The organism is Archangium violaceum Cb vi76, from assembly GCF_000733295.1.
In the GTDB taxonomy this organism is placed as follows: Bacteria; Myxococcota; Myxococcia; order Myxococcales; family Myxococcaceae; genus Archangium; species Archangium violaceum.
The window spans coordinates 76,402-91,573 of the sequence record NZ_JPMI01000232.1 but is presented as its reverse complement, the minus strand read 5'-3'; the positions used below and the strand labels follow the sequence as shown (position 1 = coordinate 91,573).

General features: G+C 68.7%; 14 protein-coding genes. 9 read left to right on the top strand and 5 right to left on the bottom strand.

Going from position 1 to position 15,172, the window contains the following annotated elements; all coding sequences use genetic code 11:
* Positions 1 to 118: 118 nt before the first annotated feature.
* Positions 119 to 2,116: a S46 family peptidase gene (locus tag Q664_RS31685; protein ID WP_084610489.1), complete on the bottom strand. Its 1,998-nt coding sequence runs from the start codon at positions 2,114 to 2,116 to the stop codon at positions 119 to 121.
* 192 nt (positions 2,117 to 2,308) lie between these two features.
* Here Q664_RS31685 and Q664_RS31680 point away from each other — a divergent pair, with 192 nt between their 5' ends.
* Positions 2,309 to 3,442, top strand: a complete 1,134-nt coding sequence (locus tag Q664_RS31680) for an esterase/lipase family protein (protein WP_043403919.1) — start codon at positions 2,309 to 2,311, stop codon at positions 3,440 to 3,442.
* A 36-nt stretch (positions 3,443 to 3,478) separates the two neighbouring features.
* Positions 3,479 to 4,201 carry an esterase/lipase family protein gene (locus tag Q664_RS31675; protein ID WP_052518911.1) on the top strand — a complete coding sequence of 241 codons (723 nt, stop codon included), beginning with the start codon at positions 3,479 to 3,481 and terminating at the stop codon, positions 4,199 to 4,201.
* Positions 4,202 to 4,213: 12 nt separating this feature from the next.
* Here Q664_RS31675 and Q664_RS31670 read toward each other — a convergent pair whose 3' ends face one another.
* Positions 4,214 to 4,939, bottom strand: coding sequence for a hypothetical protein (locus Q664_RS31670; RefSeq protein ID WP_152622453.1), 726 nt, complete (start codon positions 4,937 to 4,939; stop codon positions 4,214 to 4,216).
* A gap of 4 nt (positions 4,940 to 4,943) precedes the next feature.
* Positions 4,944 to 6,623, bottom strand: a complete 1,680-nt coding sequence (locus Q664_RS31665) for a hypothetical protein (protein WP_043403915.1) — start codon at positions 6,621 to 6,623, stop codon at positions 4,944 to 4,946.
* A gap of 190 nt (positions 6,624 to 6,813) precedes the next feature.
* On the opposite strand from Q664_RS31665, the gene dps reads away from it, so the two are divergent.
* The 7 genes from dps (at position 6,814) to Q664_RS31630 (ending at position 12,338) form a co-directional block, all read left to right on the top strand.
* The gene (gene dps, locus Q664_RS31660) at positions 6,814 to 7,371 is read left to right on the top strand and encodes a DNA starvation/stationary phase protection protein Dps (protein ID WP_043403913.1); all 558 of its coding nucleotides are present in this window, start codon (positions 6,814 to 6,816) and stop codon (positions 7,369 to 7,371) included.
* A gap of 85 nt (positions 7,372 to 7,456) precedes the next feature.
* The gene (locus Q664_RS31655; protein ID WP_235216952.1) at positions 7,457 to 8,320 is read left to right on the top strand and encodes an SDR family oxidoreductase; all 864 of its coding nucleotides are present in this window, start codon (positions 7,457 to 7,459) and stop codon (positions 8,318 to 8,320) included.
* Positions 8,317 to 8,943 carry a glutathione S-transferase N-terminal domain-containing protein gene (locus Q664_RS31650; RefSeq protein WP_043403911.1) on the top strand — a complete coding sequence of 209 codons (627 nt, stop codon included), beginning with the start codon at positions 8,317 to 8,319 and terminating at the stop codon, positions 8,941 to 8,943. Before Q664_RS31655 ends, Q664_RS31650 begins: the two co-directional genes overlap by 4 nt.
* A 74-nt stretch (positions 8,944 to 9,017) precedes the next feature.
* The gene (locus tag Q664_RS31645) at positions 9,018 to 9,494 is read left to right on the top strand and encodes a hypothetical protein (RefSeq protein WP_043403909.1); all 477 of its coding nucleotides are present in this window, start codon (positions 9,018 to 9,020) and stop codon (positions 9,492 to 9,494) included.
* Between the two features lie 83 nt (positions 9,495 to 9,577).
* A complete protein-coding gene (locus tag Q664_RS31640; RefSeq protein ID WP_043403906.1) occupies positions 9,578 to 10,123 on the top strand; it encodes an inorganic diphosphatase in 546 nt (181 codons plus the stop codon).
* Between the two features lie 13 nt (positions 10,124 to 10,136).
* Positions 10,137 to 11,027, top strand: coding sequence for a CHAD domain-containing protein (locus Q664_RS31635; protein ID WP_043403905.1), 891 nt, complete (start codon positions 10,137 to 10,139; stop codon positions 11,025 to 11,027).
* A gap of 60 nt (positions 11,028 to 11,087) precedes the next feature.
* Positions 11,088 to 12,338, top strand: a complete 1,251-nt coding sequence (locus tag Q664_RS31630; protein ID WP_043403903.1) for an Hsp70 family protein — start codon at positions 11,088 to 11,090, stop codon at positions 12,336 to 12,338.
* A gap of 12 nt (positions 12,339 to 12,350) precedes the next feature.
* Here the strand turns inward: Q664_RS31630 and Q664_RS31625 are convergent, their stop codons facing one another.
* Together Q664_RS31625 and Q664_RS31620 are read right to left on the bottom strand one after the other, a co-directional pair.
* A complete protein-coding gene (locus tag Q664_RS31625; protein ID WP_052518910.1) occupies positions 12,351 to 13,667 on the bottom strand; it encodes a hypothetical protein in 1,317 nt (438 codons plus the stop codon).
* Between the two features lie 154 nt (positions 13,668 to 13,821).
* Positions 13,822 to 15,057, bottom strand: coding sequence for a cellulase family glycosylhydrolase (locus tag Q664_RS31620; RefSeq protein WP_052518915.1), 1,236 nt, complete (start codon positions 15,055 to 15,057; stop codon positions 13,822 to 13,824).
* Positions 15,058 to 15,172: the final 115 nt, after the last annotated feature.

Here is a 15,172-nt window from a genome sequence, read left to right as displayed (position 1 = left end):
TCGTGGACCCGGGTTCGCATCCACACGGGTTCAACCCGTGGGCCCCGATACCCTCACCCTGACCCTCTCCCGGGGGGAGAGGGAAGGGATTGAGGGTAGGGATTGGGATGAGGGAGGCTCAGCGCTGATTCGCGCGCAGTTCCTTCACGAGCCGCCCGGCGCCGTAGATGTGCTCGAGGGCCCGCAGAAGGCCCTCACCGTGCACGGCCACGGCGCGGTTGGTCTCCGGCACGTACGCATAATCGCCCCCGAGCGAGTGCAGGTTGCCATCGAAGATGAGCCCCACCACGCGGCCCTCGCGGTCCACCATGGGCGAGCCCGAGTTGCCGCCGATGATGTCGTTCGTCGTGGCCACGTTGAAGGGCGTCTCCCCGGGCACCTTGCCCCGGGCCTTCATCCACGAGTCCGGCAACCGGAAGGGCTCCTTGCCCGTGTGGCGCTCATACGCACCGGCGAACGTCGTCAGCGGCGACACCTGGCGCCCCCCCTCCTCCCAGCCCTTCACCGTGCCGTAGTTGAGGCGCAGGGTGAAGGTCGCGTCCGGGTAGCCCGTGGTGCCATGGGCCGCCAGCCGGGCCTGCGCGAGCAGCTCGCCATTCTTCTTCAACACCGACTCCACCGTGTCCTCGTAGCGCTTGCGCACCTCCCGTGACTGAGCGTCCACCCGGCGCGCCAGCAGGATCATCGGATCCTTCGAGGCCTCCACCGCCGCCTTGCCGCCGTCGAGCAGCCGCTTGCGCTCCTTCACGTCGAAGAGCTTCGTGCCCTTCACCAGCGCGCGCGCCAGTTCCTCCGGGGCCTCGCGGCCGAGCACCGTCTTCACGAACGGATCATCCGCGCCGAGCGTCTCGCGCAGCTTGTTGAAACCAAAGGTGAGCGAGATGCTCTCCAGCTCCGCGGGGATGGGGGCCTCGCGCAGCAGCCCCATGCGCAGGGCGGGGAGCTGTCCCTCCGTGTACTCGCGCAGCCGCTCCGGGTTGGGCTTGGGCAGCTCGTCCGCCACGCGCACCAGGTGCTGGGCGATGTCGAAGAGCTCGGACGAGAAGCCATACCCGTCCTCCTTCAGCCGGTACTCGGCGATCATCGGCCGGTAGGTCTCCAGCGCGCGGGCGATGGCATCCCAGGAGCCCGCGGTGGTGGCCTCGAGCTTCGGGTCCGCCGCCACCTTCGCCCGGAGGTCCGCCTCGGCCTTTCGCTTGTCGGCGAGCAGCGAGGGCTCGGCCAGGGCCTGGTGCCGGCCGCGCATCGCCTTCAGCGCGTTCTCCACCGAGCGAAGCCTCGCCCGCGTGGTGCGGAAACGCTCCGGCGAGGTCGAGGCGTACTCGCGCAACATGCCGCGCCGCTCCGCCAGGTACATCAGCGCGAACGGCAGCGCCACGTCGCGCTGGAACTCCAGCTCCGCCACGGTGAGCTGCCGCTGGGTGGTGCCGGGGTGGCCGGAGACGAAGACCAGGTCCCCCTCCTTCGCGCCCTCCTTCGCCCAGGGCAGGGAGTGCTCCGTCTTCAGCGGCTGCCCGTTGGCGTCCCACACGCGCAGGAAGGCCGCGTCGAAGCCGTAGCGCGGGAAGTTGAAGTTGTCCGCGTCCCCACCAAAGGCGGCCATGGAGAACTCGGGCGCGAAGGCCAGCCGCACGTCCTGGAAGCGGCGGTACCGGTAGAGCTGGTACTTGCCTCCGTGGAAGAGCGTCACCACGTCACAGCGAACCTCGGGCCCGGTGGCGCACTCGCTCTCGATGGTGGACATCTCCGCCTTGAGGGCGGTGTTGAAGGCCGCGCCGCTCAGCCCCTTCGTGGCGGCCTGGAGACGCGCGGTGACGTCCGTCATCCCCACGAGCTGGTTGGCCTCCACCTTGGGGCAGCGCAGCTCGTCCTTCAGCGCCTTGGCGGAGAAGCCCGTGGCCAGGTAGTCGCGCTGGGGCGAGGACAAATCCTGCACACAGGAGCGGATGCAGTGGTGATTGGTCATCACCAGTCCGTCCGGGGACACGAAGCTCGCCGAGCACCCGCCGGCCAGCCGCACCGAGGACAGCCGCAGGGAATCCAACCATTCCTGAGAAGGCTCGAAACCATGGGCGGCCTTCACGGCGGCCCGGGGAAAGGCATCATAGGTCCACATCCCCTCCTCCGCGGCGGCGGGGAGGGCGAAGAGCAGGCCGAGGGCGAGCAGTCGTTGCACGGGCGGGCGATCCTTCCTGAGGAGGGAGAGGGGCCGGGTTGTGGCCCGGGAGTGGCGTGCCGTCAACCCGGGCGGACGGAGGATGCACGTCGGACTTGAGTTGGAGGCGGGGACTGCGGAAGGTTGGGGAGAATGGCGACGAAGCACCACATCTACCTGGTCCCCGGCTTCTTCGGCTTCGCCAACCTGGGAGAGCTGCTCTACTTCGGGCACGTCCGCGACTACTTCGTGGCGGAGATGGCGCGCCGCGGCGTGGAAGTCGAGGTGGTGCAGGTGCTCTCGCACCCCACCGGCTCCATCCGCACGCGCGCCGCGGACCTCTACAAGGCCATCGAGGCGAGCGCGAAGAACGACGACGGCCCCATCCACCTCATCGGCCACTCCACGGGAGGGCTGGACTCGCGGCTGTTCGTCAGCCCGGGCGCGCTGCTGGGCGACGACATCGACGTGGAGCCCTATGCCCGCCGGGTCCGCACCGTGGTGACGGTGTCCACCCCTCACTCGGGCACCCCGCTGGCGACCTTCTTCCTGGGACTCTTCGGACAGAAGCTGCTGCAACTGCTGTCGCTGTTCACCGTGTACGTGCTGCGCTTCGGCCGGCTGCCGCTGACGGTGGCCTTCCGCCTGGGAAGCCTGCTGACGCGTTGGGACGAGCAGCTCGGCTTCCGCCCCACCATCCTCGACCAGCTCTTCGAGCAACTGCTGGGGGACTTCTCCCTCGAGCGCCGCGAGGAGCTCGTCCGCTTCCTGGGCGACGTGACCCACGACGCCTCGCTCGTCCCCCAGCTCACCCCCGAGGGCATCGATCTCTTCAACGCGACCACCGTGGACCGGCCCGGGGTGCGCTATGGCTCGGTCATCACCCAGGCGCGGCCGCCGTCACTGCGCGCGCGGTTGAGCGCGGGGTTGGACCCGTACGCCCAGATTACCCACACCGTGTACGGCTTCCTCTACGGACGCACCCAACGGATGCCCCTCACGGCGATTCCCCTTCACACCCCGGCGCAGACGGCGGCACTGGTGGAGGCCTACGGGGCGATGCCCGGCCCGCAGGCCTGTGACGGCATCGTCCCCACGCGCTCCCAGGTATACGGGCGGGTGCTGGCGGCGGTGCGCGCGGACCACCTGGACGCCATCGGCCACTTCGACCAGCCGGCGCACAGCCCGCCCCACGTGGACTGGCTCATCTCGGGCTCCGGCTTCCGCCGGCTCCAGTTCGAGCGCCTGTGGAACACCGTGGTGGATTTCGTCCTGCTGGAGACCTGATACACAGCGGGCCTGGCCGTCGACCTGGAGCCCACCATGTGCACCCCTCTTCATGACCGCCCTCCTCGCGCCCGGCGCGCGCTCGTGCTGGCACTGCTCGCCATCGTGACGGGCTGTGCCTCCGCTCCGGGAGCGAAGCCCACCCCCGCCGCCGAGCATGTCCCCGTGTTGTTCGTGCACGGCACCGATGACACCCCGGGCGCCTTCTTCGCGATGGTGGATGCCTTCGAGCAGGCGGGCTGGCCGAAGGAGCACCTGTACGCGGTGCGGCTGCACCCCAACAACGGACAGCTGCCCATCGAGGTGATGGCCTACCAGGTGCGCCGCGCGGCGGAGGGCCTGCGCAAGCGCACCGGCGCCGAGCGCGTCGACGTGGTGGCCTTCAGTCAGGGCGCGCTGTCCACGCGCTACTGGATGCAGGAGCTGGGCGGCCAGCCACGCGTGCGCCGCTTCGTCTCCGTCTCGGGGCCGCACCACGGCACGCGGGCGGCGTATCTGAGGGTGGACCCCGCCCTGGTGCAGATGCGCCCGGACAGCACCTTCCTGCGCGAGCTGAACCGCCGCGAGAACCCCTTCGGGGACACCGAGGTCTTCTCCTTCTGGTCGCCGCTGGACAGCACTGTCATCCCGGCCGACAGCTCGCGCCTGCCCGGCGTCACCGAGCGCACCTTCTTCGTGCCCGCGCACCAGCTCATGCTGAGCGCCCCGGCCGTCATCTCCGCGACGGTGGAGGTGCTGGCGCAGGCTCCGCGGCAGTAGCCAACTCTGGAATCAGGTGCTGACCGCCGCCAGCACCTTGCCCACCCATTCGTGGGCGTCCTCGCAGCCGTCCATCAGGAAGTCGAAGCGCCCAGCCCGGAGCAATCGTACCAGGGACTCGTCCCGGGCGATGAGGTCCGGTACCTCCCAGGGAAAGTTGATGCGCGGTATATCCTTGGACCAGAGCGCCCGCAGCGAGTCTGGAGCCGGCGGTCCGGATTCAGTTTCGAGCCTTGCTTTGAATTCGGAATCCTCGCGGATGAGTTCCACCTGCCGCTCCAGGGAATGTGAGTAGGTGTCGAAGAACCGGTCGATACTCGACGCGATGGGGAGCGCATACAAGTCCTCATAGGTATCGATCCAGACGACTGGCTGTATCCCCTGCTCATCCGCCAGTCCGGGGACGGTTGCGAAATAGTAGGCAAGCGCCTGCTCCTTGGCGAAGACGAGCAGACCACGGAAGGGGTCGGACCAATCCCACCGCCACTCCTCATTCACGGTGACGATCCCCCTGCCCTCCTGGGTTTCGAATGGAAACAGGAAGAAGCCCTCCGACAAGCCGAAGGTCCCTACCCGGGAATGGAGGGCTGAAAGAAGTGGATCGCAAGGAACCCCCGCCACTGGCTCGCCTGCGTTCGGCACACTGGAAGCAGGAGAGCGTTGATGCAACTCAATCCCATGCATCCGGCACACCTGCAGCATCCGCTCGAGACCAGGAAGCAACCTGTCAGGCCGCATGTCTTCACCCCTTTACAATCAGCAACTCCACATCCCTGAGAGCCATCTCCATCGCAGCATCCAGCGCCGACGCGGAAGGTGAGTCGTAAAGCACGTCGTACCAACGTTGGAAATGCCGGTCGATGAGCTCCGCCATTTTCTTCACTTCATCGGGATGCACTTCCGAGCCACCACGCTCCTTGCGGAACTTCGCCCATAGGATGTTGATGCGGCGATGGACGGGCTGTGCCAGGGCAACGAGATTCTTTCGGGCATTGATGTCTTCTCCAACAAGAAGATGGGCGTATTCGAGAGGACACCGGTGATGAATCTCATACAAACCATCCTCTCCAAGCTTCATTGCCTCTGCGAGCTCTGGATGGAACTGCCGGAAGTTTGCACGAGCCCGATCCCTGAGCTTCTTCTTCTCATCCTTGTTCAACGGCGCGTCAACGAGCTCCTCGAGCCGCTTCGCGAGTCTGCGCAGCTCGCGCTCCTCGGACTTGGAGAGAGGGCGGGCACCTCGCACATCCACCCTCTCCCAGAGCGACTTGAAGGCATCCCGCTCCACCTTGGTAAGCCGTTGAAGGAGAGTGTCCAACCACCCTCGGACCCTCGCACCACCCCGACGGAGGATCTCCAGCAGTCTGGGCGCTACCGCCTTGAAGATGGCGCCGCCCCCGTGCACCACCACGCCGCCGACGACCCAGAAGGCCAACTCCTCCGCGCCGATGCGCACCGCCAACCGGCCCGAGTCCGCGACCTCCTCACGCCATTCCCGCAGGATGGACTCGTGCAGGGTCCGATACTCGGCGATGAGGTCCGCATCCGCGCCACTCGGTGTTTCCGGATGGAGCGTCTCCGCCACCACCACCCGCCAGCTCGCGGCGGACTCGCCCGGACGGAGCACCCCCTGGAGTGTGAGGCGCACCTCCCGCGGCCCCACTCCATGTGTGAAGGGCAGCAGTGCCTGGATGAGCTCCCCCTGGAGACGCTCCCGTCCAGCCAAGCCCACCTCCCGGCCCGCGCCCTCCTGAAAGCCTGGCTCCCAGCCAGACACCCCATCATCCTCCAGCGTCACCGTTGCGATGAAGGAAGCCTCTCGCCCGGAGGGTCCTCCCAGCAGGCGCACCATCTCCCCGGCCACACGGGTGATGGCGGCATAGGTCCCCACCGAGACCCCCTCGCGCCTCACCGGTTGGGTCTTCGCCTCCGGTGGCCGGGGAGTGTCCGGACCCCCTCGGAAGTCCACGCGCCACTCCAATTGCTGCCGGTACAGCGTGAAGAGGACCTCCCCGGCCCGCTCGCCGACGTAGGACGTGAGCTGAGACCGGAAGCGCTTCCCGAAGGTGGCCTCGGCCACCGGCTGCGCCCGCTCCAGACCTCCCAAGGTTCGATGGGAGAGCAGCGTCAGCGTCCCCTCGTGTGCCCAGAAGCGCACTTCGACCCGTGCGCCCACTTCATCCACGCCACGGACAAGACCCCATACCTGTCCCAGCGCGCATTCGGCCTCCGCGCGTCGGGCTTCGGACAGCTCCGTCTCCGCCCTGTGCGACTCGCGGAGCAACACCCCGGCCGGTGAGTCCTCGGGAACCCATGCCGTCGAAAGCAACAACGCACTTGAAGCCCCATGCCCCACCGCGCACGCCTGCAGCAGCACGGCCAGACCGCACAGCACACCGCGCATGATCGGCTTCCACCCCATGTGCTCCTCCCGGACACAGCGGAGAAGGGATGATACAGACCGGGAGAGGGCTCGCACGCCCGGCCCCCCCTCACGCCCGCCTGCCCTCCGGACGTGCGCGAGCGGGTTGGCGCGAGCCCCCCGTCATCCCCACCGTCTGAAGAAACCATCGGCTTTCGTGGCCGGTCGGAACCACGACGAGGGATGACGCATGACCACGAAGTTCCCCAGCCATATCAACCTGCCACGCGAGTCCCGCGCGGAGCTCATCGAGCTGCTCAACGTCTGCCTCGCCACGTCCATCGACCTGCACTGGCAGGTGAAGCAGGCCCACTGGAACATCCGGGGCAAGGACTTCATCAGCCGCCATGAGCTCTTCGACGACGTGGCCGATCACGTGCGCAAACAAGCCGACGAGTTCGCCGAGCGCGCGGGCGCCCTCGGGGGTTACGCCCAGGGCACCATCCGCCTGGCCGTCAAGAACAGCGAGCTGGAGGAGTACGACCTGAGCGCGGTGAATGGCGATGACCACGTGCGCGTGCTCGTGGACCGCGTCACCATCTACGCCTCCACCCTCCGCGGCGGCATCCAGCGCGCGGGCGATCTCAACGACCCGGTCACCGAGGATCTGTTCACCCGGGTCCTCGGCGAGGTGGAGCAGGACCTCTGGTTCCTCGAGAGCCACCTGTACGGCTCGGCCGCCACGGACCGCGAGGAGGTCGCTCCCCCCACCATCATCGAGGAGCGCGGCACCGCGCCCAACGCCTGAGCCCGGCCCAGGGCCCGCGCGTCGGCGTGCGCGCGGGCCCCCCGGTGCATTATAGAGGGCCCTCATTTCTGGAGGGTTCTACCGGATGACGCCGGGACACATGCAAGGGAAGGTCTGCCTCATCACTGGAGCCACCTCGGGCATCGGGCTGGAGTCGGCCCGGGCGCTCGCGCGCGCGGGGGCCACCGTGGTGCTGTCGGGACGTGACAAGAGCCGGGGCGAGGCCGCGCTCGCCGAGGTGCGCCGCACCGTGCCCGACGCGAAGCTGGGTCTGCTCCTCGCCGATCTCACCTCGCTGGCGTCCGTCCACCAGCTCGCGAAGGATTTCCGGGCCAGGTACTCGCGGCTGGATGTGCTGCTCAACAACGCGGGCCTCATGCTCGACCGCCGCAAGGTGACGCCCGACGGCTTCGAGGCCACCTTCGCCACCAACCACCTCTCCCACTTCCTGCTCACCCACCTGCTGCTGGAGCTGCTCGAGGCGAGCGGCCCCTCGCGCGTGGTGAACGTGGCCTCCGAGGGGCACCGCATGGGCTCGCTCGACTTCCTCGAGGACCCTCAGGCCGAGCGCGGCGGCTACAGCGGCATGAAGGTCTATGGCAACTCGAAGCTGGCCAACATCCTCTTCACCCGTGGCCTGTCCAAACGGCTGGAGGGCACGAAGGTGACGGTCAACAGCCTGCATCCCGGCGTGGTGCGGACCGGCTTCGGCCTCAACTCCGAGGGCATCTTCAAGCACCTGGTGAAGCTGGCCGCGCCCTTCATGCTCTCCGCCGAGGGCGGCGCCCGCACCTCGGTGTACCTGGCCTCCTCGCCCGAGGTGGAGGGAGTGAGCGCGAAGTACTTCATCAAGAGCAAGGTGGTTCGTGAATCCAAGGCCGCCCAGAGCGACGAGGGCGCCGAGAAGCTGTGGCGCAAGAGCGCCGAGCTGACGGGAGTGGGACGATGATCGATCTCTACACGTTCACGACGCCCAACGGGCGCAAGGTGTCCATCGCGTTGGAGGAGCTGGGGCTGCCCTACAAGGCCCACGTGGTGGACATCACGAAGGGTGACCAGTTCAAGCCCGAGTTCCTCGCCATCAATCCCAACAACAAGATTCCGGCCATCGTGGACCCCCAGGGTCCGGGCGGAAAGCCGCTGTCCGTCTTCGAGTCCGGCGCCATCCTGCTCTACCTGGCCGAGAAGACGGGGAAGCTGCTGCCGGCGGACCCGCGCGCGCGCTCCGAGGCGGTGCAGTGGCTGATGTTCCAGATGAGCGCCGTGGGGCCCATGCTGGGGCAGCTCGGCCACTTCAAGCGCTTCGCCACGGAGAAGATTCCGTACGCCATCGAGCGCTACACGAAGGAGTCCGAGCGCATCCTGGGGGTGATGGACAAGCACCTGGCGCAGCACGAGTTCCTCGCGCCCGAGTACTCGGTGGCGGACATCGCCACGTACCCGTGGCTGGCCGGCGCGACGCAGTACTACCCGGAGCTGCTGCCGGCGGTGGCCAACGTGCGGCGCTGGATGGACACCGTGGCCGCCCGCCCGGCGGTGCAGCGCGGCATGAAGGTGCCGGACATCAAGTAACCCGCCCACCCGCCGGACAGGCGGGCCCGCGGGATGGGAACACCGCGGGCCCGGTGCCTGGCTTGAGGGGCACCATGAGTGAGCTCGTCACCCAACCTCGCGGCTTCTTCCAATCTCTCGGCCCCGGTCTCGCGGGCGCCGTCTCCCTCACGCTCGTGCACCAGGGCGCGCGCGCCGTGCTCAAACATCCTCCACGCATGGATGTGCTCGGCATGCGCTCCATCAAGAAGCTCTCCAAGCGGCTCGGCCTGCCCACGCCCCATGGCCGCGCGCTGTACCAGCAGAGCCTCATCGGCGACCTGCTGAGCAACACCCTGTACTACGCCCTCGTCGCCATGGGCCGCCCACGCCACATCTACCTGCGTGGCGCCTTCCTCGGTGCGCTCGCGGGCCTCGGCGCCGTGGTGCTCCCGCCCTACCTCGGGCTCGGCGAGCGCCCCAGCCGCGCGAAGCGCTCCACCGCCTTCTTCACCGTGCTCTGGTACACCCTTGGCGGCCTCGGCTCCGCTCGCGCCGCGAAGCGTTCGCTCCTGGCCTCCGCCACGCCCTGACGGCGGGCCTCGAAGGTTGTCGAGGTGAAACTCTCCTCCGGGGACACTTGTCCCCGGGGACAGTCCGTCCGAGCCTCGACACCATGACCACGGACCTCACCCGCATTCCCCTGCGCGGCAGGGACGGCGCCTTCCACGTCGTCGTCGAGTCGCCCCGGGCCTCCACGGTGAAGCTGAAGTACGAGCCGAAGCTCGGCGTCTTCACCGTCTCCCGGCCCCTGGTGCACGGACTGCGCTATCCCTTCGACTGGGGCTTCGTCCCCAGCACCGAGGCCTCGGACGGAGACCCGCTCGACGCGCTGGTGTATTGGGATCAATCCACCTACCCCGGTGTGGTGCTCCCCTGCCGCGCGCTCGGAGTGCTGAAGGTGGACCAGAAGAAGCGGGGCGGTGGCCGGGAGCGCAATGACCGGTTGCTCGTCGTCCCCGTCATCGCGGCGCGCGCGGAGAACCTGGGCTCCATCCAGGACCTGTCGCGCCGGGAGCGCCAGGAGCTGGAGCACTTCTTCACCGCCGCCGTGGCCTTCGCGGACAAGGACGTGCGCATCCTCGGCTGGGAAGGAGCGGAGGCCGCCGAGAAGATGGTCGGCAAGGCCGCCACCACGTACGAGACGAAGGCCCGGCGTTAGGGAGACAGGACGCATGCCTCGCCCCACTCCCATCCGCGGGCTCGGCCCGGACAGCCGCCTGGAAGAGGCCGCCCGCCGCCTCGTCTCCAGCCGCCTGGCCGATGTGCGCCACGAGCAGGACGCCCTCGACGGTCAGCTCACCGAGGACGGTGTCCATGACATGCGCGTGGCCACCCGCCGCCTGCGCGCGGCGTTGAAGGTGTTCCGCCGTCTGGGCGGGCTGGCACCGCTGGAGCGCGAGGTGAAGAAGCTCCAGGACGCCCTGGGCGAGGTGCGCGACATCCACGTGCAGGGCGCCTGGCTGGAACAGGTGGCCCGTAGGGAGAAGCCAGCGAAGCGGGCTGGATTCGAGGCGCTGCGCGCGAGCGTGGAGTCCCAGCTCGGCGCGAAGGAGAAGCAGTTGCGGCGCGTGCTGAAGCGCTGGGACGAGCGGACGGTGCCCGCGCTCCTGGACGAGGCGAAGCGGTTGGAGGGTCCCGGGCGATATGGAGGCCAGCGCGTCCGCCGTCAGCTCCGCCGCCGCCTGCGCGAGGTGCAGCGGCTCATGGAGGACTACGCGGCCGCTCCGGATGCCGCCACGGCCCATGAGCTGCGCAAGGAAGTGAAGAAGCTCCGTTACGAGGCGGAGATCTTCCGGCCCGCCATGCGCCGGAGGATGGAGGCGATGCTGGAGACGCTGGTGCCCCTCCAGGAGTTGCTGGGCGAGCTGCACGACTCGGACGTACGGTTGGGACTGCTCGAGGGTTTCGCCGCGAAGGGCACCGCCGCCGAGCGCACCGCCGCACGCACGCTGCAGGAGCACGTGCGCGAGGAGCGGGCCGAACGCGCCGCCCTCACTGCCCGTGAGTTACAACGCTGGCACGCCGAGCGGCTGGCGCGTGGCCTGCGCAAGTTGTTGGATTGAGGGCCGCCCTGCACTCGGTGCTACCCATGCGCACCGTTTGCGCGTAGAGGAGGCCCCCCCATGGCCGCCTGCGGACTCGACTTCGGAACCAGCAACACCGCCATCGCCCTCCCGGACGGGACGGTGCTCCCCATCTCGCCCGGCTACAGCGATCCCCGCCTCTACCGCTCCGTCATCTTCTTCCCCGAGGACGAGCGCGAGGTGTACACGGGCGCCCCGGCCATCGCCCGCTACCTCGAGGACCACACGGGCCGCTTCATCCAGTCCGTGAAGTCCTTCCTGCACAGCGCCTCCTTCCGCGCCACGCAGATCCGCGGCCGCACCTGGCTCATCGAGGACCTCGTCGCCCTGCTGTTGCGCCGCGTCCGCGAGGCCGCCGCTCCCCACACCGGCGGTGCCCCCGAGTCCGTGGTGCTCGGCCGCCCCGCCCTCTTCTCCCCGGACCCCGAGGCGGATGCACTCGCCGAGCAGCGCCTGCGCAAGGCCGCCGAAATCGCCGGCTTCACCCACGTCCAGTTCCTCATCGAGCCCATCGCCGCCGCGCTCTCGTACGAGGCCCAGCTCACCCGCGACGAGCTGGTGCTCGTGGCCGACTTCGGCGCCGGCACCACGGACCTCACGCTCATGCGGCTGGGGCCCTCGCGCCGCGGCAACCCGGACCGGCGCGCGGACGTGGTGGGCTCCACCGGCGTGCGCATCGGCGGTGACCGCTTCGACGCCGAAATCATGCGCTACAAGCTCCTGCCCCGCTTCGGCGCCGGCTCCACCTACAAGGTGCGGGGCTTCAGCGACAAGCGGCTGGCCGTGCCCCAGCACGTCATGTCCAAGCTGCTCTCCTGGCACGAGATGTCCTTCATCCGCGAGAAGTCCACCCAGGAGCTGCTGGAGCTGATGCTCGAGTCCAGCGACAAGCCCGCCGAGGCCGAGGCCCTGTACGACCTCGTCATGGACAACCTCGGCTACCGGCTCTTCCGCGCCATCGAGGCCGTCAAGGTCCAGCTCTCCTCGCGGGAAGAGGCCACGCTCGACTTCGAGGAGGCCCGCATCCACCTGCACGAGCCCATCACCCGCGCTGAATTCGAGGCCGCCTCCGAGCCGCTGCTCGCCGAGCTGCGCCAGGTCACCGAGGGGCTGCTGGAGCGCTGCGCGGGAGCCGGCGAGGTGGACGCCGTCTTCCTCACGGGAGGCTCCTCGCAGATTCCCGCCGTGCGCCGGCTCTACACCGAGCGCTTCGGCGAGGAGCGGGTGAAGACGAAGGACGCCTTCACCTCCGTGGCCGAGGGCCTGGGGCGGGCCGCGGCGACCGCCTGAGTCCGCCGCGCCTCAGTGGCGCTGCACCCAGTCGAGGATGGGCGCCCACACCACGTTCTGCGCTCCACTGGCCAGGAACAGGTCCGCGTGGCCGTAGCCCGGAACCATATGGGTGGAGACGTCCGTGCTGCCCAGCCGGGAGAGGCTGTGCAGGCCGTAGCCGCCCACGCCACCCGAGGCGCCCACGTACAGCACCGGCACCTTCACCCGCGCCAGGTGGTCGTCATACGGAACGTCCGGCGCACCGCACCACATCGCGAAGGTGTCCACCTGCTCTCCGATGCTCTGGTAGGGCGCGGCCTGGACCAGGGTGTCGAAGAAGAAGCGCTCGTCCGTCCACGCCAGCCCGGTGGGAGCGCCCGCTTCGCTGAACTGGCCCGCCGCCCAGTGGTAGCCCTGGATGACGGGGAGCGGCACCTGGAACACATGGGTCGCGGAGCCGAAGAAGAGCGCCGCCTGCCGGTTCGTGCTCCCCGGAAGAAGGACCGAGGATTCCGCCGGACTGTTGATGGCGGACGAGCCGAGGACCTGGAGGAGCAGACCGATCTCTCCACCCTCGTACTTTCTCTCCGTCTGGGCCTGCGCGAACACGGTATGGGTCAGACACGCCGCATGGCGCTCCAGCGTGGCCCCGGGCGCCAACGAGTAGGCCATGTCCACGGGGATGAAGCCGCTCACGTGGCGATTGTGCGGCGGCTGCTGCGTCTCTCCATTCAGGTAGGCGTAGGAGATGGTGGCCCCCCGGCTCCAGCCCAGCAGGTTCATCTTGTCGCCGCCGTTCCCCGTCAGCGCGCGCACCGTCCGCGCCAACGTCAGGCCCGTGCCCACGTCCTGGGCGTGCGTGCCCAGGTTCCAGTCCTTCATGAAGGAGAAGTCCTTCGTCCCACTCGGAACGTGCACCCAGCGCAGGTCGATGCCCCACACGTCCACCCCCCGCCGCGCCAGGAAGACGGCGATGGATTGACTCGTGGGCACCTCCAGGCTCGCGGCGCTGGAGAGGAACGCGCCCCGGAACCCCAGGGCATCTCCATGCACCAGGAACATCGACTTCTGCGTGCGCACCGGTGACCACGGACCCAGCTCCCGCACCACCCGGTGCAGGGTGATGACGTCATACACTCCAGGCCCCACCCGCACGCGGTAGCTGTACTCGTAGATGTCATCGGCCAGCTGCCGGCGCTCGGCGTTGCCCAGCGTGCAGATCTCGTCCGCCTCGCCTTCACCATACGGCTGCTCGAGGCGCTCCCTGTCCCAGCGATCCCACGGGTCATTGCCGGCACGAGCCTGCTGCGCGAACCCCAGCGCACCCACGCAAAGCCACGCGGCCATCCTGCCTGGAATTCTCATACGGCTTTCCTTCCTCATGGAGACTCCCCCCCCTTCGCGGGAAAACTGGTCATCCCAGTGATTCCCGCCAACCCCACTCCATGTCTTTCTTCAGCGGGATGTGAGGTTTTCCGGAGGGACCACGCGGAAAGACAGCTCAACGCGTGCCGGAGAGCGCCGTGGCTTCGACGACGAGGTCCGCGTAACGGTTGCGCGGGTCCGCGGGCACGGTGCCATCGCGGTAATAGAAGGTGAACTCGTCCCACTCGTCCGGCCGCGAATCATTCGCGAACATCCACGGGCCGCTGGCGCCCGCGCCCACGCGCCAGGCACAGCGGAACCAACCGCGGTACATGGCCCGCCGCTCGTCGAGCGAGAAACCCTCGCGGTTGCGCAGGGCGAACTCGCCGATGAACAGGGGTTTGCCCACGTCCCGGGCGATGGCGGCGTGCTCGAAGAACCAGTGCGCCCCGGCGCGGGCCGTGTCGTCCCGCTTCACCCCGTAGAGCTCCGGGTAGAAGTGCACGCTGGCGAAGTCGATGAAGGGCGAGGCCGTGTTGCGGCGGAAGCTGCTGCCTCCCTCGAAGAAGGGAGAGGACGCCGCGCCCCGCCAGAAGAGCTCGTCATAGCCCTCCAGCGAGGTGTCGAAGCCCTCCTCACCCGTGCCCACCAGGTGCCCGGGCGCGTACTCCTTCACCACCGCGGCCACCTCGTCCACCCAGGCGCGCATGGCCGCGCCCTCCGGGTCCAATCCCTTGCCACGCGGCTCGTTGAGCAACTCCCAGGCCAGCACGGCCGGGTGCTCGCCGTAACGCAGTCCGTCGAAGGTGTTCTCGCGCGAGAGCATCCGGACCACGTGCGCCTTGTAGTGGTCGATGACGGCGCGCTCGGTGAAGAAGCGCGGATCTCCCTCCACCGGCGAGGGCAACCCCGCCCACTCCACGTAGCGCCGGGTGCCTCCGTAGGCATCCCAGTAGTTGCCCAGGGGCAGGATGAGCTTCACGCCGTACGCGGCGGCACGGGTGAGCACCAGGTCCAGCCCGCGCAGGGACACCTCGTCGTACTGCAACGGCGCCACCTGGATGGCGGAGTCGCCCCGCTTGTCGGCCCCGTCGTTGTAGCCCGTGGTGCGCACGGCGTGGACTCCGAGCGCCGAGACCTTGGCGAACGTCTCCTCCACGGCGGGCGATTCGGTGCGGCCCCGCCGCAGGTCCCTCGTGGCCTCCTCCTGGAGGTAGTAGGCATTGAGCATCACCGCCGCGGAGGGCGCGGCGCCCAGGCGCATCGCGGGCGCCTCGGGGCAGTCCGAGGCCTCGTCCTGGAGCAACGCCAGGGAGTCCTCGCCACAGCCCACCGCCGTGAGCAGCAATACCAACAAGACAGGAGCACGCATGCGCGACTCGCGGCGGAAGGGCACCATGCCCCTACCCCCCGAGCATCACCACCTCCAGGCTACCTCGTACTCTGACACGGCGCTGCTCCTGTGTGTCTGTCTTGTTGGCCCGTGC